At 51.7% G+C, this 21,978-nt stretch carries 2 protein-coding genes; both read right to left on the bottom strand.

Going from position 1 to position 21,978, the window contains the following annotated elements; translation table 11 throughout:
- Positions 1-36: 36 nt before the first annotated feature.
- Complete coding sequence (locus tag ACXAH1_RS17475) at positions 37-12,078, bottom strand: amino acid adenylation domain-containing protein (RefSeq protein WP_475198440.1); 12,042 nt, start codon at positions 12,076-12,078, stop codon at positions 37-39.
- On the bottom strand, positions 12,078-21,977 hold the full coding sequence (locus ACXAH1_RS17470; RefSeq protein WP_475198439.1) for an amino acid adenylation domain-containing protein: 9,900 nt from the start codon (positions 21,975-21,977) through the stop codon (positions 12,078-12,080). The genes ACXAH1_RS17475 and ACXAH1_RS17470 overlap by 1 nt, the downstream gene beginning before the upstream one ends.
- Between the last annotated feature and the right edge of the window lies 1 nt (position 21,978).

Genomic DNA, 21,978 nt, shown 5'->3' with positions numbered 1-21,978 from the left:
ATTAAACATTTTAAAAACATATTCATAAACAATAGACTACAAAATATAATCACTCTCTATTATTTTCACGACCGCTCCAACGTCTTTGTGGCCCAAAATTGAAAGGTGTCCCCCTGCAACTTCAAATGCGCGCACATGGCCATAAAGTGCCCGCCAGCCCATATCAGACGTTAAAGTTCGCCCCTCAAACTCTTGAGTCTGTGTGGCTTTGACCACCCTGACCGGACAGCTAAGCTGTTCAGGCAAGTACACATCAGCCATCAGCTGAGCACAAAATACCGTTTGTAAACGCTGCAACTGGGCCGGCGAAAAGTGATACCCCGACTGAGCCATGGACTGAGCTAAGGCTTTGCCCTGCGCCTCGGCCGACAGTGCCAACAGAGCTTCCAGCTGAGCGTCATCAAACTGCAGTGCAAAAAATGCGTTCATATTGTCGAGCATCAGGCGATTTGCCTGTTGCTCCGTAACTGGTACTACGCTTTGCACAGGTCTGGGCGTGTCTAAAATCGTGATGGAAGCAACAGACACTCCCTGCGAGCCCGAAACGAATTCATCGCTGTGTTCCAGGTGCCGGGCCATTGCCAGCGCAATAAAACTACCAAATGAATGACCAATCAGGTTGACCTGACCAAGACCAGCTTGTGTCAGCGCAGACACATAATGCAAAGCTGTGGCTTCAACTGATCCGACCGCATCCGGGTCATGTGCTATCAGATCTGGCTGTAAACCATACACTGGGATCCGTTTATCAAGCCCCTGTACCAATGCCTGAAAGGCCATCAGTAGTCCGCCAGCTCCGGCTATCAACACCACAGGGGTGACGCCATTGCTGCCTGTTTGCAGGCACAGCAGGCTCTGAGGAGACAGATGCTGGTCCTGGCGGGCATGCTGAAACTCAGTTAACGCTTTGGCAAGGTCACCTACACACGGGTGTTGCAGCAACAAAGCTATCGGTACTTCCGCCTTAAGCGTATCGCACAGCTCAGTATGCAAACGCATCATCAGCAGTGAATGACCTCCCAGCTCAAAAAAGTCGTCACTTAAGCCCACCTGAGGGCACTGAAGCAACTCAGCAAGGTAGTCACACAGGTGGCGTTCAAGTGGTGTTGCCGGGGCAATATAGTGCTCAGGCCTGGCCAGTGTCAGCGTCTGAGCCTCACGAACCAGCGCTTTTTTGTCCAGTTTGCCATTATTGTTGTGTGGTAGCTGGGCACGAGGCACCACCCATTGAGGCACCATATATTTGGGAAGCTGCTCAGCCAAAGTTGCTTTGAGCAAAGTGACATCCGCATCATGTGATTCAATAAAAGCAACCAGCTGATCACCAGCCGCTTTATCACTTTTAACTACGACAGCACACGCTTTTACCTCTTGGTGTTCAAGCAATGCCCGTTCAATTTCGCCCAGTTCAATACGATACCCCCTGATTTTTACCTGCTCATCCAGACGCCCTAAAAAGTGCAACGCCCCACCCTCAAGCCGAACTTTGTCGCCGGTTTTGTAGCAACGGGCTTGCGTATTCGGGTTAAACACAAAGGCTTTGTCTGTTTTCGTTTTGTCACCCAGATAACCAAGCGCCAGAGCGGCTCCGCCCACATACAGCTCCCCAGCCACATAATCAGGTACAGATCTGAGTTCCTTATCGAGAATGTGCACTGTCAGTCCAGTCAGAGGCTGACCTATCGGAATTGAATCTCCCTGGTACCGGGTGACATCCATAAGAGTGGCTGAAATGGTGGTTTCCGTCGGGCCATAAGCGTTAATAATTCGGATGGCATAACCGTAGTGACGCTGCCAGGCACGTAACGCCGTACTTTGCATTTGTTCACCACCTACGGTGATAATCCGCATAGCCGAACCTAAGTCCACAGGGCTCATCGCCAGCTGATGCCAGTAGGCCGTTGGCAGACTCATTAAACTCAGCTTACTTTGCCGGGATAATTCGGCCAGAGCCTGACTGTTAAGCAACTGCTCCTGCTCTGCCATAACCAGCGTTGCGCCGCTGAGTAAAGTACAAAAGACCTCTTCGGCAAACACATCAAAGCTACAACTTGCAAATTGCAGATAATTATCCTCAGGCGTAATCGCATAATTGCTTTGCAGGCAAGACACGTAATTCAACACGCTGCGATGCGCAACCTGTACGCCTTTTGGCTCACCTGTGGTGCCAGAAGTGTAGATAACATAGCAAGCAGACTCGCCGTGACAACCCGCTTCCACAAACTCGTTTGACTGCGCTGAGATAGCAGTATGACTTGCAGTCAGGTCAACGACCGGACAAGCAGGTGCGTCGTCTATCCAGGCAGACTCGACGCTGATCAGCACAGCAGCTTGCGCATTAGTCAGCATGTAGTGGCGCCTTTTTTCGGGCAATGCCGGGGCAATCGGCAGATAAGAGGTACCGAGTTTAAGGGCGGCCAGAATGGCAATGATAAGTTGCGGGCCAGAGTCCAGACAAACCGCAATGACCGCCTGGCCTGTGCACAGCGAATGGTGCGACGACAAGTAATTCGCCAGCTGACAGGCGGCTTCATCCAGTTCACCATAGCTCAGCACAACCTCAGTGTGATTACTCTGCTGAATGTAACGAATGGCGGGGTTCGTCTCATATTTGGCCCTGTTCTGCGCAAATGCCTGCTGTAACGTCTGATACTGATCCATCCGCGGTTGCGCACCAGGCAATTCGAAATGGGGGATCTGAGTTGCCTGGTCAGGCCGCACCAGAGGCAATTGAGCCAGCGTCATATCGGGCTGCGCCATAAAGGCATCCAGCAAATCCGTGATCAGGTTCAGACTCTGACTGGCCTGTGTGTTTGTCAGTATTGCTTCGCTATAACTGAGCGTCAGCGACAGCTGATCCGCTACACCTACTACAAATGTGATGGGATAATGCGTCTGATCCTGCTCCGAGCAGACCTTTACCCTGAATGGTGCGCTTTCTTCTGCCAGTGGATCGTTGGGGTAATTTTCAAAGACATAAAGTGCATCAAACAGGTCACTGCTGTTATCAATGCCACTCCACTGGTGGATCTGCGCCAGAGGTGTATGGGCAAACCGTGTCAGCTGAGCCTGGTGCGCTTTAATCTGCAGCAGGTAATCTTTTACTGACATCTGCCCCGCTGTAGTAATTAGAACAGGTTGCGTATTAATATACAGCCCAACCCGCTGCGCTACATTTGGCAAAGCGTCCGGGCGACCTGAAATGGTCTGACCGAATAACACGTAGTCACTCTGACAACAGGTGCGCAACCAGTAAGCCCAGGCCCCCTGGATCACCTGATTGAGTGTCAGTCCCTGATGCTTTGCAAACTGGTTCAATCGCTGAGTGAACTCAGTACTGAGCGTCTGGGTCAGCTCACTCACGCCAGGATCTTTGTCTGCGCTCAGCGTCAGGTGTTCTGTCACTAAGGTTGGTGTGTCAATATGGCCCAGTTGGCTATGCCAGAATGCCTTTTCTGCCTGTGTATCACGGGTCTCAAGATAAGCCACATAATCACGAAATGGATCTGCGACCAGCGCCAATCCCCGGTTTTCAATCCTGGCACGGTACAACTCAACCAGACCATCAAACAGTACGGGCAAGGACCAGCCATCCATAATCATGTGATGGTAAGTCCAGATAAACCCATGGCAATGCTCACCATATGGTACAAGCCTCAGCAGCATACAAGGCGCACGGTTTAACTCGATTGGCCTGACGAACTCCTGCTCAGCAAGCTGCGTCAGACGAACGGTGACCGTTTCGTCATAATGCTGAGGTTCATCGATTTGCAGGGGAAGCTTGCACTGCTCAAAAACTAGCTGCACTGGTTGCTCTGAGGTGACAAAAAATGCTGTACGCAGGATAGAGTGTTTCGCCATCAGCTGAGCCCAGGCGTACTCAAAGGCTTCCGTATCCAGTGCACCTTCCAATAACATCACTGACTGCTCGCGATAAACTGGGCTTTCTGTACTTTGAGCATGGAACCACATCCCCTGTTGCAACGGCGTCATGGGGTAGATATCGGCTACGGGCTGACCTGCCTTGTCGAGCAGTTGCTGCAGTTGCAGGCAGTCAAGATCCGGTAATAGCGCAAAATCGCTGGGGGTCGGGCAGCTTTCGGTTTGCGCCAGGCAATGTGCCAGCACAGTTTCAATGGCCTGTTCAAAGTGCGCACTTAACCGCAGTGCATCCTGCTCTGTGTAGTAACCCGATTCACATTCCAGTGTGACCGACAAACGGCCATCCGTCACCGCTGCCGTAATTTGCAAAGCAGCAAACCCATCATCCAGTTCGTTACGCATGGCACCCGGGGGTTCGCTGGCATCACCGAGCAAGCCCCTTTGCTGTAGCACAGTATCGAGCTGGCCCAGATAATTAAAAAAGACCTGAGTGCGCGTATCGATTGTCAGTGACGTCCTCACTTGCGGGTCGGGGTGAGAATAGCGCAGCGCACCAAACTCACAGCCGTGTTCCGTGGCCCAGGCCAGCTGCTCTTTCACTGCACAAATTGTCTGAGTCAGGGCACTGTCAGAAGCCCCGCTTTGACTGTGTAAACGCAGCGGAAACAGCGCGGTTAACCAGCCAATGGTGCGGCTGGCATCGTGTGCACCGCTGAGTTTTGCCCGGCCATGGCTCTCAAGCAAAACAACCTGCTCCGCCTGCTGGTAATTAGCTAAACCGGACCACTGCCAGGCACTGAGTAGTAACGTCTGAATATTACTTTTGTATGCCCGGTTTGCCTCATGTAACAGCTGCCGGGTGTGCGCTTCACTCAACTGAAATTTCGAACGGATCACACTTGTGCTTGCACGGTCAGACAAGCTGGCACCCAAAGCTTGCTGACACCTGGCCGTCGCACAAGTCCCCTGCCACCGTTCAAGATGCTTACCCTCACAAGCGAGTTCCTGAAGGTAAAAGGCAATCGCATCGAGCGAGGCACTGGCGGGCGGTAATGTCACAGCCTGTCCGGCTTGTGCCATAGTGCAGGCTTGCTCCAGATCCGTCAGTAAAATACGCCAGGATACGCCGTCTACCAATAAATGATGAGCAATTATCAGTAGTCGATCCGTCTGCTCTGAACCGGGAGTCGCGACATGACATAGTCGTAGTAAAGGTGAGCCATCAAAAGAAAAACTTGCCTGCGCGGAGTTACTTAGCTCTGCAAGTGCGTCCCGCCACTGCACGCCGGCTCCACTCAGGTTGTGATACTGGCATATATCTGTGCTGCTCAGCTGATCAGTAATATAGAGCTCATCTTTGTTCCTGACCGACAGTCTGAGTGCATCATGACATGCGACAAGGCTCTGAACAGCTTCGCACAGGTGCGCAAAAGACACTGATTTGTCGAGGCTCAGCATTACAGCCTGATTCCAGTGCTCCGGTTCAGCAAAAGCTTGTTCGAAGAACCACTGCTGTATGGGCTGAGGTCTCAGCTTGCCCACAAAATGTTGCTGCTCGTGATCAGCCCCAGATGATTCAGAGAGCGCATTGGTTGTTGTAAAGTTTGCCGCCAGTGCTGCCGCAGTGCTGTGAACAAAAATATCAGCCACAGAGACAGGTATGTCTATCGCTCTGGCCCGACTGGCAAGCTGAATGGCTAAAATAGAGTCGCCACCGCTGGCAAAAAAATCATCCTCGGGTTGCAGATCAGGCTGGTTTAACAGCTCCCGCATCAGGATTAAAATACGGTTGTGCTGTGCTTGCGTGTTACTTTTAGCGTCCGGCTCTTTCGGGAGGTCTGCTGCCACTTCCTGTGCCCGCTGTGCCAGTACCTGTAGAGCCCGGTGGTCTAATTTGCCATGAGCGGTCAGAGGCAGTGCCTCCAACATCAAAAAGCGCGCTGGCACCATGTACTCAGGCAGAATCGGACGCAGCAGTCCTCGCAGTTGTGCCGCTAAATTGTGTCCCGTATGCGTTAACTCTGGTACAACAAAGGCCGTCAGTTGTTTATTACCAGACTGCGCTTCGGTTATCTGCACCGTACATTCAGCAACACCGTCTTGTGCACGCAGTTGGTGATCAATTTCAGTCAGTTCAATGCGATAACCGCGTATCTTAACCTGGGCATCATTGCGGCCAATATACGCAATACGGCCATTGCTTAGTCGCCGTACCAGATCGCCACTACGATAAACACGCACTGACGTGCCACTATCCAGCTCCAGTTCAGTGAATTTTTCCTCACTTAACTCAGGTCTATTGAGGTAACCCAGCGCCAACCCCAGACCGGCAATCAGCAACTCACCGACCATGCCGTCCGCAACACTGTGACCCTGCTCATCGACAATATAAACATCACAGTTGTCCACTGGTAAACCAATATCCGGAAGTGCCTCTGTACCGCAGACAACCGGACCCGATGTCGCCACTACAGAGGCTTCGGTTGGACCATAATTGTTGATCAGCTTAAAAGGAAATGACCCGTTAACCGGGTTGAGCCTGTCACCACCCACCAGCAGATACTGAAGTGATGCCGGCGCAAAACGGGGGTCTGCCAGCATCACTTCTGCGATGGGAGTAGCCAGGAAACAGTGACTTACCGACTCTTGGGTCAAAAATGCCGAGAGTGACTGCGGATCCGTAAGCTCGGCGTTGGCAACAAACACCAGCTGTGCACCAGCGCTCAGATAAGGCCAGATCTCCCAGGTTGCCGCGTCAAAGGCAATATTCGCCGTCTGGCTGCCCACGCTATCAGCATCCAGTGTAAATGCTCGCTGATGCCAGGCACACAGGTTAGTCAAACCTTGATGAGGGATCATCACCCCTTTAGGTTGCCCTGTTGTACCTGAGGTATAGATCACATAGGCCAGTTGTTCGGCATTGAGCTCGGGTAACGGAGCCATCGCGCAAGACGCCAATTGCACATCTAGTTCAGGGCTGTCCAGCATAATGGTTTGACATTGTGTGTGCTGTTCAAACTGACTGGCAAAGCGCTGCTGTGTGAGTAACCACTGACTGTTACTATCCGCAATAATATGCGCGATGCGCGCCTCGGGATAATGAGCCGACACAGGCACATACGCACCACCGGCTTTAAGCACCCCCAGCATAGCCACAATCAGATCGCAACCGGCGTCACAGCTAACCAAAACGGTTTGCTGTGACTTAAGCCCCTGTCCAATCAGGTATTTGGCTAAACGGCTGGTACGCTCGTTCAGTTCACCGTATGTCAGACTTTCACTCTGTTGAGGGTCTTTAAGTGCTATTTTGTCTGGGTTTTGAGCCCCCAGCTGAGCAAGGCGATCAACCACAGTCTGTGGCTTTAATACTGGATGAGATTGTCCCTTGATTGCGTCATACCGCCGCTTTGTCAGAGGTAAGTCTGCGATGCAATGATCTGTATTGCTGGCAAGTGCATTCAGTAACACCTTTAGTGACTGGCTCATACGTTCAATACTGACGGCGTCAAACAAAGCCGTGTTATAACACCAGGACAAGCGGATCCCATTCTCGGTCTGTACCGCACTCAGTTCTATATCGAACTTGGCGGCCACAGAAACTGCTTGCTCAGCCTGTACTTCTATATCCGCAAGACGCAAATCGGTATCCAGCTGTGGGTTTAGCGCAAAGCTCAGCTGAAAGACGCCCTGGTGACTGAGAGAACGCTCCAGATTAAGCGCATCCAAAATCTGCTCAAACGGCATCGCCTGATGCGCCTGAATATCAACCATCACGGCTTTTTGTTGTGCCAGCAGCTCGGTAAATGTGAGCTGCGGCGTAAACCGTGTACGTATGGGCAAGGTATTGATAAAAAACCCAACCAAAGGTTGCAACTGGCTGTGTTCACGGCCCGAGAAAGGCGCGCCTATCACCACATCCGTGGTGTGGCTGTATTTGCCAACAAAAACAGCAAAGGCAGTCTGTAACCAGGTAAACAAGGTGACGTCATGGCGGCGGCACTGCACCTGAATTTTCTCACACACCGCGCTATCAAGGTGCGTTGTGTGCATGCCCCCCTGGGCGACAGACAGTCTGGTTCTGGCCCTGTCCAGTGGCAGTTGATGCAGCGGCGGAGCGTCTGCCAGATGAGCAAGCCAGAACCTTCTATGGGCCTCTAAAGCACTTGTGTTCAGAGTGTTGCGCTGCCACTGAGCATAATCGGCATATTGTATGGGTAATGGGTGCGCAAGCAATTCAGGTAATGGCTGGCCACACGCAAAATGCTGGTAAAAAGCCGCCAGTTCTTCGGTCAAGATCGCAAGAGAGTGTGCATCCGCAGCAATGTGATGCAGATTCACCCGCAGTCGATACTGAGTATCAGCAACCGCCATCAGGGTCAGCCTGATCATTAACCCCTGACTTAAATCGAACGGCTGCATGGCATCGTCGCGCTGCGCTCTGAGCCAGCTTTGCTGTTGTGCATGTGGTGCCAAAGTGCGCGCGTCAATGAAAGTCAGAGGCACTTCAAAATCTGGCACAACCTGCTGCTGTGGACCGAGCGTATCGTCCTGAATAATTTTGCTGCGTAACACCTCATGACGCTGGATGATAGCGTGCCAGGCTTGCCTGAACGCCGCCAGGTTTAACGAGCCGCTCAGCGTGAATGTACCGGGCATATGATACTGAGCCGAACCGGGCGTCATCTGCTCAACGGTCCAGAGTCTCGCCTGAGCGAAAGACAACGGCACTGGTAACCCGGATTGCGTGCGAGATATGTCAACGGACAAACTCGTTGCGGTATCGGCCACAGATACCGCTTTCGCCAGCTCACCCACTCTGGGGCTTTGAAATACCTCTTTTAGCGAGACTGAAAAACCATGGCGTTCCCGTAGCTGACTCACCAATTCGGTGGCCAGCAATGAGTGACCGCCCAGGCGGAAAAAGTGGTCATTCAGACCCACTTTTTCAACGCCTAGCAACGCAGTAAAACACTGTGCAATGGTGCGTTCAACGTCACTATTCGGTGCCTGATACGTCGCCTCTTGCTGCAAAATATCTAATGCCAGCAACGCTTTTTTATCTATTTTTCCATTACTGGTCAGCGGCAAAGCCTCTACCACAACGACATTGGTTGGCAACATAAACTCAGGCAAAGCACTGCGCAGATATTGTTGTACCTGTGAAATTGGGTCAGTGAGCTCAACCCCGTTACGGGCAACCACAAAGGCGCTGATCCTGGCTCCCTGTGGGTCGTTGCGATTTAGTAATACACACACCGCCTGCAAATCAGGGTGCTGGCGTAGCTGGTTTTCGATTTCCCCCAGCTCAATGCGATAACCACGCACTTTCACCTGGTCATCGGCACGACTGATGTAAGTTAGCTCACCGTCAGGTAAAAAGCGCACCAGATCACCCGTTTTATAGAGCTTTTTGCCGCTGGTGTTTGCAAAAGGATCTGCAATAAAGCGCTGGGCATTGAGCTCCTCTCTTTGCCAGTAGCCACGACACACCCCTTCACCACCCACATACAGCTCACCCACGGCGCCCATCGGCAGCAACTGCTGATGCTTATCAAGCACATAACAAGACATGGTAGGAATGGCATGACCAATATTACTCACCCCAAGTGCCAGATCCGCATCGCTGAGTCGTTTAAAGGTCACGTGAACTGTGGTTTCGGTAATGCCATACATATTAATAAGCTGGCAGGCATCAAACCGGTTGGCCCAGGGTTTGAGTTTGCCCGGTTGCAATGCTTCTCCACCGAAAATAACGTAGCGTACCTGGCATAGTGCCTGCTCGGTTTCCTCCAAGCCGCACATCGCAGACTGAAGCGCGTAAAAGGCACCCGGCGTCTGGTTAAGCACAGTGACCTTTTCACTCAACAGGCAGGATGCAAAAGCCTGGGTGTCCTGGCTCATTGCTTTACTAATCACCACCAGTTTTGCGCCAAACAGCAAGGCGCCGTACATTTCCCAGACAGAAAAGTCGAAGCAAAAGGAGTGAAACAGGGTCCACACATCCCGCTCGTTAAAATCAAACAATGCAGGTTCAACGTGCAATAGCCGGACAACATGTCGGTGCTCTATCTGAACTCCCTTTGGCCGGCCTGTGGTCCCTGACGTATAGATCATATAGGCGAGGTGGTCCGGCTGAATATCCAGCTCAAGATTGTCGGCGATGGCAATACCGGCGTAAATAGCCTCATCGTCAATGTTGATCATCGACTGAGCACACCCGGCAAAACGAGCCTCAGTAACGCTGTCGCAGATCAGCCAGCGACTGTCCACATCACCTATAATGTACTCAATCCGATCTTTTGGGTAATCCGGGTCGATGGGCACGTACGCTGCGCCCGCTTTTAAAATCGCCAGTAAGGTCACGACCATATTGACTGAGCGTGTCACACTGACGGGCAGCATGGTCTGGGGTTCTATTTTGCTGGCAACCAGCACTCTGGCAAGACGGTTAACGCGATTGTTTAATGCCTGATAGCTTAATCTTTCGTGTTCATCGACCACGGCAATGCGCTGGCCAAAACGCTTTACTTGCTCCTCGAACAAGCTAACCAGTGTCTGCGTGTTGTCCCACTGTGTCTGTGTATATTGAGCATATTCCAGTATGGACTGCGTTTGGGTTTGATTCAGTAACGGAATTCGGCCAATCTGTGTTTGCGGGGCTTTAACTAACTGCTCCAGCAGTACTTCAAAACTCTCTGACCAGTGCTGAATCGTTTTTGCAAGATATAAGTCACTGTCATACTTCCAGTTTAAAGTCAGTGCTTTGGTATTTTCATCCAATACGGCATTGAGTTCCAGGTCACATTTAATGTCAATCTCATCGCCATCCGCGCGGGATTGTTCCACCACAGTCAACCCGGGTAGTTGCAGCGCGTGTGCCGCACTACTTTGATCCAGTGTGAATAAGATCTGCACCAAAGGATGGTGGCTCATATCACGGGGACAATTTAGCGCTTCGACCACCTTATCAAAGGGTACTTCACGGTGCTCAAACGCAGCCAGGATCTGCTCTTTTTGTTGCTGTAACCAGGCATTAAAGGACAATGATTCTGTTATGTTTGCCGGGATCACCACAGTGTTGACAAACAAACCTATCAGCGGCGCCAGATCGGGATGATCACGACCCAAAACCGGCGTCCCCACAACCACCTGCTCATTTTGAGTTAACCGACCCACAAACAGCATAAAGCTGCTCAGTAACCACATAAAAGGCGTAACGGATTGTTGTGCACTGTGGGTTTGAATGCGGGCTGTCAGAGCAGGGCTCAGCGCCTGACGATAGACCCGCCCACGCTGGGTTTGTACGGCGGGGCGCACAAAGTCACCGGGCAAAGACTGGATGGGATCCAGGTCAGCCAGTGCCTGCTGCCAGAACGCCAGCTTATCGCTAAGGTGGGCCGACGTCAGGGTCTTTTGCTGCCAGGTCGCAAAATCCCCGTACTGCACCTTTAACGGGGCCAATTGAGGCGCCGAGTCTGCTTCTAAAGCTGCACGGTAAAGGGCAGCCAGTTCCCTGACCAGCACCTGCATGGACGCACCATCTGATATAATATGGTGCATATTAAACGCCAGATAATGGGTTTGCTGATCAGATATCATCACCGCACGGATCAGTAAACCCTGCTTTAAATCAAATGGCTGGGACAAAAACTCATTGAGTTTCGCACGAACTTTCTGCGCTTTGTCATGTGGTGGCCATTGACTGGCATCGTACCACTGAAATGGCGTTTCAAACTGTTCTTGTACTATGACAGACACACCTTGCTGACCACTTTCAGTGGCAACAAAGTGGCTGCGCAAAGACTCATGACGGACGATTAACGCTTCAATACTGGCTTTGAGTGCGGCAATATCCAGTTGTCCGGTAAGGACAAATTCAGCAGGCATGTAGTACTGACTACTGCCCTGTAACTGTTCAATAAACCACAACCCTTGCTGTGCATAGCTTGCGGGTAGTGGCACGGAGCGGTCTGCTTTTGGAATGGCCGAGTATTCAGCCTGCTCCAACGAGGTGCCACGCTGCTGCTGAAAATAGGCAATGATCTCAGCCTTGTGGGCGACAATCCGTTGCTTCAGCACAGCGGGAAACTCCCCTTTTTGCTTAAATGCCAGAGCACCGTTTTTCTCATACAAGGTGATCCCTGCACGTAATGCATCCGCTATCAACTGCTCAATTACTCTCACCTGTTCCGTCATTACAAAAACATCTCTTCTGAAGTATCGTTTTCGTTATCGTCCTGTGCCTGTTGGGCCATCGCCTGATGGATCTCAATCCACTGCGCGAGTGCCGCAACGGTAGGCCGCTCAAATAGAATTCTGACCGACATGCTTACGCCAAGTTGTGCCTCAATCAAACCAATACACTGAGTCGCCAGCAGCGAATGGCCTCCCAGACTGAAGAAGTTGTCTTCAATACCGAGCGTTTCCACGTTGAGTACCGAGGCCAGAATCTCGACCAGCATTAACTCCATGTCATTTCTTGGCGCAACAACATTATTGGCTGATGATGCACATTGCGCACCTAAGGCATGCAGCGCACGAACATCCACTTTGCCATTCGCCGTTAAAGGTAGGGTTTCTGTCAGTACATAGCGATACGGCAGCATATAGGCGGGCAAAGACTGACTCAGGTGTGCAGACCACTCTGAGGCCAGCGCAGGCTCGGCAAGCGTTGGCATTTCAGTGCGTTCAGCCAGATCCGATAGCAAATAGGCTTCGAGGTTGTCACCCGCTTCATTGAGCAACACCACAGCCTGTTCAATACCGGGCAGTTGCTGTAACTGGTGGGCAATTTCTTCTGGCTCTATTCGATAGCCTCTCAGTTTTATCTGGCTATCCGCGCGGTGGCAAAACACCAGCGCTCCAGGGGTACCATCGTCATTTATAGACCAACGCACCAGATCACCACTGCGATAAAAACGCTGCTCACTCTGCTTTGCACCAAATGGCAGCCACACAAATTTCTCATCACTGAGCTCGGTTCTGTTTAAATACCCCTGAGCCAGGTTGTTGCCGCCGATATAGAGCTCACCGGTTACACCGGCAGGGACAGGCTGCATCTGCTCATCCAGTACCAATAAGTGTGTATTCGCTATTGGTTGACCAATTGGGACCTGACTATGGGGCTGTGCGTTAAGCGCGGCTATTTGCCGCTTGTCACAGCGGAAGGTACTAGTACCCACAGTGGCTTCGGTGGGACCGTATTCGTTGATCCACTCAACATTGGGTAAACGTTCGCTAAGCTGAGCCACAAGCGAAACCGGTAACGCCTCGCCACCCACGACCACCTGATGCGCCCCGTTAAAACTCCGCTCTTCTGCAAGCGCGCACTGTTTCAGTACCGAAACGACCCCCTGCAGATGTGCTGGTGTCAGCTTAAACACCCCGGCAATCTCCTGGCACAATCGGTTTGCCAGCTCTTTGAGCATACGCTCGTCATCTGCCAGCATATCGATGCACACTCCTTGCAACAAGGCTGGCCAGATGGCCGTGACAGTGGCATCAAACGCCAACGGCGTGCTCACTACACTGAAACTTATCGTGTCGTTGAAGTAGTCATGGCGAGCATGATCCAGGTAAAGCGCCAGGTTGGCATGGGTGATGGCGACACCTTTGGGCTGCCCTGTCGTGCCTGAAGTGTAAATCACATAGGCCAGATCTGAATGTTCACTGCGTGGGAACTGTTCACGCGTTTGCTTTGGCAACCAGCTATTCGGCTGGTCTATTTCCAACACCGACAAAGGGGGTTGGGTAGCTGCATCGATAATCGGTTTAAGCTGTGTCATGAGCTTACTATGAGTGAGCAGCCAGCTCGCGCCACTGTCGCGAATAATAAACTGAGCACGTGACGCAGGCAGTGTCGGATCAACCGGCACATATGCAGAGCGAACCTTAAATGCCGCCAGCATAGCAACCACCTGGTCGCACCCGGCATTCAGACACAACGCAATACGCATGCCCGGCTTCACCCCCTGCTCCAGCAAATAGCTGGCCAGGGCGCTGGCCTTTTGCTCCAGCGCTGCATAACTGAGCATACAGCTGTCAGCGTCGCGCACCGCAAGCTGGCTGTCCGCTAGGTGTGCCTTTGCACTGATCTGGCTGTGAATACATTGTGCCGGGACCGCTTTGACCGGACCGCGCATATTGACCAGCTGATGTTGAGCTTGCTGCGTCATCACAGGCAGGCACTGCACCTTGTGTTCAGGCGCCTTGAGAATGGCACTGATCAATATTTCAAATGACTCAGCAAGGGCTGCCATTGTCGCGGGTTTAAATAAAGCCGAGCAATAGTTCCACTCCAGTTCAATGCCATCACCCTTTTCAATGGCGTTCACTTCGAGATCAAACTTCATCATGGGCTCGGCAGGCGCTTCAACTTCAATGTGCAACTGAGGCAGCACCAGATCGGTGGTTTCATTATTTTGTAGCGCAAACAAAATCTGAAAAATCGGTTGGTGTCCCAGATTTCGTTCCGGCTTAAGCGCCTCAACTAATTGCTCAAAGGGCAGTGCCTGATGTTTAAACGCATCCAGAATAACCTGCTTTTGCTGAGCCAATAGCTGATTGAAACTTTGCCCTGGTTGAGTACGTGTGCGTATTACTAAGGTATTGACAAAAAAGCCGATAAGATTGGCCACTTCATTGTGTTCACGGCCAGCAACCGGCGAGCCAATGACCACATCATCCGTTTGACTGTAGCGCTGTACCAGTAAAGAAAACACGGTATTGAGCCACATGAACAAGGTCACGCCCTGAGACTTACAGTGTTCATGAATTGCCCGGGTCAATGCTGCACTCAGACGTTGGGTATGACGCTGACCACTTAGCTGCGCCATAGCAGGACGCGGGTAGTCCAGTGGGAGCTGATGCAATGGGGGATGGCCATCAAGGGCTGTCAGCCAATATTTCACCGCATCCTGATTAGCATGCTTTGTCCAGGTATTACGTTGCCAGTACGCAAAGTCGCCGTACTGAACAGGCAGAGGCTGAGTCAATTCGGCCGGCAGCTGGTACTGCGCTTCTTTCGCAAAATGGCGATAAAACGCAATGAATTCTCGGACTAAAATTGCCATAGACCAGCCATCGCTGGCGATGTGGTGCATATTAAAGTGCACCCGATAATCGTCCTGCGCAAATTCAACCAGTAACACTCGGATCAGCAGGTCCCTACTCAAATCAAACCGGTTTGTTGCATTGGCATGGGCCGCCTGCTCCCAGCGCTGTTGCCGGGCTCGCTCACCCAGTTTAGTCAGGTCAAGGTGAGTGAGCGGTAAATCAAACCTGGCGCTTACTTGCTGAACGGGCTCTGCGTGTTGCGCCCCCTGAATAATCTGAGTGCGTAACACTTCATGGCGTGAGATCAGGGCGTTAAGCGCTTCACTGAACGCGCCTTTGTCGAGCGTCCCGCTGAATTTAAACCCGGCAGGCATATGATACTGAGTGCTCGACTCGTGTAATTGCTCTATCAGCCAGAGCCGTTGCTGGGCAAAGGACAAAGGCAAAGTTTGCTGGCGTGACACAGGCACAATCGCATGCACTGCTGCAATCGGTGCGCAGTGTTCTAACGCCTGAGCCAGCGAGGCGATGGTGGGTGTTTTGAATAGTTGAGGCAGCGTGACATCGAGATTTTTTTGCTGCCGGATCTGGCTAATAAGCTTGATGGCCAGCAGCGAATGCCCGCCCAAGTCAAAAAAGCTGTCTTCGAGATCCACATGCTCAGTGAGTAAAATATCACTGTAAAGCTGATACAAATAGGATTGCATGGGAGTCAGCGTAGTCAAATCCAGCGCCCTGCTGGTGCTGCTTTCTCGTTGCTGCGCCAGCGCCATCAGCGCTTTACTGTCTACTTTGCCATTGGCTGTCAGGGGAATCGCTTCGACCCGATTAAACTGCCCCGGGATCATGTACGGAGGCAGGTATTGGGCAAGATGGTTTCTCAGATGACTGTCTGATGGCACTTTGCCATTGAGGTAAAGTACATGCGCCTGTAACAACGCCTGGGATTCATCGACGGTCACCGCACAATCACGCACACCATCCAGCTCTCTGAGATAATGGCAAATCGCATTCAGGTCTATTCGATAGCCACGCAGCTTAATCTGCTCGTCGGTACGGCCACAGTATCTGAGATATGCAAGCCTTCCCTGTTCATCACTTTGCCATCGTACCAGGTCACCGCTTCGATAAAAGCGCATCGGCTTTTTGTCCGCCACGTTGAGAGTGACAAACTTAGCCTGATTCTGAGTTTCAAGGTTGACGTAACCCGGGCTGATAACCGGGCCGCCTATCAGTAACTCTCCGGGTACATTGTCGGGCACAGGCTGATCAAACTGGTCAACAACCAGCATTGCCACACCCTCATTAGGCAGGCCAATCGGCACATCCGCATAACATAGGGTAGTTTGCGGGTTCAGATCGGGGGTGAGCGAAAACACGCTACAGCCTACAGTGGCCTCGGTCGGACCATACTCATTTACCCAGGTACAGGCTGGCAACTTGTTGCGTAATGCAAGTAATAAATCGCTGTCCAGCGCTTCGCCGCCAATCACCAGAGTATGCGGCGCACTGTTGCTGCCAAGCTCATCCATCAAGGCCTGGATCGCACGTAAGTGTGCAGGTGTGAGCTTGAATAGGCGTGGCCTGATAGAATTAAACAGGAGCTCACTGATGGCTGCCAACTGATGAGGTCCCTGAGTCACTATCTCGACCTCCCCGCCACATAACAGCGGGGGAACAAGCGCGGTAATCGTGGCATCAAAAGCCAAAGGCGTGCTCACTACCGCCAGCGGCAGTGTTACATCCGCATCCAGGTAAGTATCCATCGCATGTGATAAATACCCGTTCAGGTTGCCATGGGTGATCATGACGCCCTTTGGTCGTCCGGTAGAGCCCGACGTATAAATGATGTAGCACAAGCGTTCTGCATCAGAGGTTTCTGACTCACCAAGCTCATCATTGCCCGGGACTGAAACCGGATAACCGGCAAAACTGGATTCCACGTCAAATAAGTCATCCAGAAAAAGAAAGTCCGTGCCGCTGTCTATCAGCTTTTCGGTATCTTCGCTGAATGCCAGAATCATCACAATGTCTGCATCTTCAACAATGTAAGACAGAGATTTTTCTGGCGTGTCATAATGCAAAGGCACATACACATGGCGCGCTTTGAGGATAGCCAGCACCGCAATGACCATGGCTGGGCCCGAAGGCAACAGCAGTGCAATACGGCTTTGCTCATCAAAGCCCATTTCCAGCAAACAATGAGCAAGTTGATTGGCACGCTGTTCCACTTCGAGGTAACTGAATGCTTCACCGTTACAACGCAGCGCAACGCTATGGGGTTGTATTTCTGCAATGGCACTGAAATGATGATGCCAGCCAATATCGCTGCTGTGTTGCTCGTTATCGGCCTCGCTATACGCCAGCAGTTGCTCAAGCAATTTGGCATCGCACAAACTCATCTCACTGATGCGTCGCTGCGGCTCTTGCAGGCATGTCCGGAGCAAATGGGTATACTGACGCGCGAAAGACTCAATGCTGCGCTCCTGCCATAAAGCGCTATCGTAAAGCCATTCGACCACAATGTTATCGCCACTGTCGATCACAGAAACTTCGAGATCCAGTTTTGCGCTGCGTACGCCGGTGTCGTTGACGGTGACATCCAGACCATCCAGCTTCAACGCCTCGTTAACCTGATTATTGACCCGGAAAACCACCTGAACCAAAGGATGGATCCCCAGGCTGCGCTCACTGTTCAACGTTTCGACCAATGCATCAAACGGAATATGCTGATGGCTCAGCGCATTTTGCAGTGTTTCGTTGCACTGAACTAATACATCAGTAAAGGTCAGCTCAGGTTCAATACGATGGCGCAACACCAGTGTATTAATGAAGTTGCCTATCACAGCTTCCAGTTCACTAAGTTCACGCCCTGCAACCGGAGTACCCAGCACCAAATCAGACTGCCCGGACAAACGGCTCATCCACAGTGCAAACACACACTCCAGTACGCCAAACAGAGTTTGTCCATTGGTCGAAACAAACTGCCGCAAGGTCGCACTCAGTTCCTTCGGTAGTTCGCAGCAGTAGAGCGCCCCGCCACTGATCACGCGATTTTCTCTGGCATTATCCAGCGGTAATTCATGTACCCGAGGCAAATTGACCAACTGACTTTGCCAGTAGTCAACGCTGGTTTGCCATTGTGGCTGGGAGACTAAATGGCGTTGCCAGTGCACATAGTCTATGTAGCTATGGTTTAGCGGGGTGCACGCGGGAGTGCGGTGTTCAACCGCAGCTTGATATGCCGCTTCTAACGCCCGACACAACACGCCGATTGACCAACCATCAGACACGATGTGATGCATGGTCACTATCAATACAAAAAGCTGCTCATCAAGCTTTAGCAGCTGAGCGCGCAGCAGCAGATCCTGACTCAGGTCGAATGTTGTGTGATAATCCTCAGCCAGTAAGGAGCGCAGCGTATCAGCCTGCACCTCGTCATCAACATGGCTTAAGTCCTGTTGTTTTAACGCAAAGTTAAGGCCGGAATTCAGATACTGGAACGGTTCATTCTGTGCGTTCTGACTATAATTAAAGCGCAGGATTGTATGTTGCTGCACCACCTGTTCGAATGCCTGCGATAAGGCCTCAATATCTAACTCGCCTTTAATGGTAAACGCGCCTTGCAAATTATACTGCTTACTATGACCCTGCATTTGATCAACAAACCAGATCCGTTGCTGTGCAAAAGACAAAGGATGCTCACCTGACTGATCAATCGACGCCAATGTATGACCGACCAGAATATCCTGAGCTAACAGACATAGTTCCAGTTTCTCAACCGTCGGGTTAGCAAAAATAGCCTGTAACGACAGTACCCGCTCGAACCGGGCACGGATACAGTTGGCAAGACGCATGGCCAGTAAGGAATGACCACCAATAGAGAAAAAGTCATCGTCAGCTGCAACCTGGGGCACACCCGTTAACTCACTGAATAAGGTTGCCAGCTGTTGTTGTAATGCTGTACTCGGCGGCGTGTAGCTACGCTCATAATTCAGGGGCCGGGCAGCTAACTGTTTACGGTCTACCTTTGCGTTACCCAGCACGGGCAATTGTGCCAGCGCCACGAAATGACTGGGTATCATGGCCTGAGGCAGGCTCTTTGATAAGGTATCTCGTAAAGCGGCTGCGGTGACTGGTGTCTCTTGATCCGCTGCGACAAAATAGGCAACCAGGGTATCAATACCGCTTTGCTTAATGGCGACAACGACCGCCGTTTTTACGTCTACGAGGGCGGTCAGTTTCGCTTCAATTTCACTGATATCGATGCGATAACCTCGGATCTTGAGCTGACTATCCAGCCTGCCGAGATATTCCAGCGTGCCCTGATGCGTCAGACGAACACGATCACCTGAGCGATAGAAGCGCTCAGCTCCTGTATTTTCGCTATGGCGGCGTACGAAATATTGCTCTGTCAACTGTGGCGCTCGCAAATAACCATCGGCCAGCGAGGTGCCGCCAATATAGAGCTCACCCGGCATACCGACCGGCACAGGATGCGCCTGTTTATCCAGTACCTGTACGCTGACGTGTGTCAGCGGTTTACCAATGGGATAATGCTCAATGTCACTTGGTACCGGCTCCGAGATGGTGTGTGTAGTCACCCCAATACAGGTTTCACTGGGACCGTAATGATTGACGATATGTGCTGACGGATAGTGTTCTCGTAAGTCACTGACGAGGGAGGCATCCAGTGCTTCTCCGCCGAGCACCCACTGTTCAATGGCTGGCTGGTTTTCTCTCTGAGCGGCTATGTGCGGCAACAATTCACGGGCAAAAGAAGGCGTGATCTTTAACATATTGACCTGCTGCTTACTGAGCATCTCAACCAGCTGTTGAGGATCTGGCAGCGCCAGCTCTGTTGGCATCACCACTGTGCCCCCTTGCATCAGAACCGGATAAATACCGGTCAGACAGAGATCGGTGGCAAGTCCGGTGACAACACCAGATCGGGTATGCGATGAAAATTCAATACACTGAGAGATAGAATCACAGTAACTGGCCAGTGCACCATGGCTTATCGCCACCCCTTTTGGTTTGCCCGTCGAGCCTGAGGTAAAGATCACATAAGCCAGGTCACGCGGACTGGTTTTATCTACTATACCCACGTTGTTATTGTGCTGTACCAGCTCATCGTAACTCCGTACAAGGAGTCCACATTCATCCAGTGTGGCTTTTGTATCTGCCTGTACTGCCTGTGCATCGACCACCACCAGAGTGTGACACCCTGCCAGCTGCATAATTTCGATCACCCGCTGAACCGGCGTTTCCTGGTCAATGGGTAGATAGGCCGCCCCGGCACGCATCACGCCCAGCAAAGCCACCAGGCTCTTAACCTGTCGATTAACCAGTACAGCCACAATATCATCGCTCTGTACTGTGTCATCGAGCGCACTGGCCAGACTGGCACTGTGCTCATCCAGCTCAGCGTAACTCAGGGACTGAGCAGGGTCACTTGCCGAAACCAACGCGGCGTGAGCAGGTCTCGATTGGGCATGAGCCAGAATTTGAGGTAACACCAAAGGCACAGCTCGGCGCGGCGGCTCTGTCGTCAGAAGCTGCTGAGCCAGTTTCACAGAGGGTAACTGAGCGTCTGACAGTGGCATGCTCTGGTCACCACTAAACGCCTGGAATAATGCCTGAAAGTCTTCGCCAATTTGAGTGATAAGCTCGTGTGTAAATAAGGCCACATTGTATTCAAGCTCAGCAATCATTGCCTGACCCTGAGTAGTCAGGGTTAGCGTCAGATCAAATTTTGCACTGTGATTATTCAGCGTGAACAGTTCTGCTTCCAGTGAACCTGAACGTAATGACGTTGTGGGTACAGCGTTATAATTAAACAACACACTAAAAAGCTGTGAGGTGTCGGCAAGCTTAGCCAGCGCATCCTGAGACACACTTTGGTTTTCCAGCGCCCTGGTCACTTGTGTCAGGGTGTTACGGGCAAGCTCACTGAATGACATCTCAGGGGTTATCTGCTGACGCAGTGGCAGAGTGTGAATAAAACAGCCGATCATGGATTCAAATTCACTGTGCTCCCGACCCAGCACCGGCACCCCCACCGTAATGTCCTGTTGCTGGCTATAGCGATAGAGCAACGCGTAAAACACACTCAGCAGCCCGGCAAACACAGTGATCCCCAGTTGCTGACAGCAACTTTCAAAACGCGGGAATTGCTCGTCGTTCAATATAAACTGATGACTGGCCCCCTGAAATGAAGGCTGAGCTTGTCTGGCAAAACTGGTTGGCAGAGCAAAAGGCGTGAACCCTTCCAGCTGCTTTTGCCAATATGCATGCTGTTGCTGGTAAGCTTCAGACTGGACAAAGCGTTTTTCCCAATGCACATAATCGAGATATTGTAGTGGTGCCGGTGCCGCCTGTTCCGTCGCTGTGTTCTGTAATACATCAAGCAGCTCATTGACCAATAATTGCACCGACCAGCCATCAGCTACCAGGTGGTGCAACATCAGGTATACCCACTGACCCCGGGTTTGTTCATCGCCACTGATCAGTGCCGCTCTCACGGGGAGCGCTTTTTGTAAGTCAAATCCTTGCTGCAGGTAGGGTTGCACATGCGCTTCAATTTTTGCTCGGGTCACAGGCTCAGCCACGCTCAGCGACATAACCTTAAGAGACAACTCAGCATTGACGCGCTGACATCCACCCTGCTCCGTGGCAAAGAACTGGCTACGCAAAATGTCGTGGCGCACAAGCAAGGTATTTAACGCCGCTTCAAGCTGCGCTTTTGTGATCGGGTGCGACAGCTTAAGTAATCCAGCCATGGTGTAGGCCACTTCCCCACCATGGTACTGGTCAATCAGCCAAATCCCTTGCTGAGAAAATGACAGAGCGCCCTGCTTTTGATGGTTCGCCTGCATATAGTCAATCAATGCCGGCTTATTTTCTTTGATCTTATTAAGCTGCGCCTCAGGCACAGTCGCAAGGTGGGTACGCAGTTTCAGGCGGCCTTCTTGCAGATAAACATAAATACCCTGACCATCCAACTCGGCCAATAGTGCTTCAATCGCTGAATTTTCCATA

This window comes from Pseudoalteromonas sp. AWH4_217 (assembly GCF_056161105.1).
This window is presented reverse-complemented; position numbering and strand designations above follow the sequence as displayed.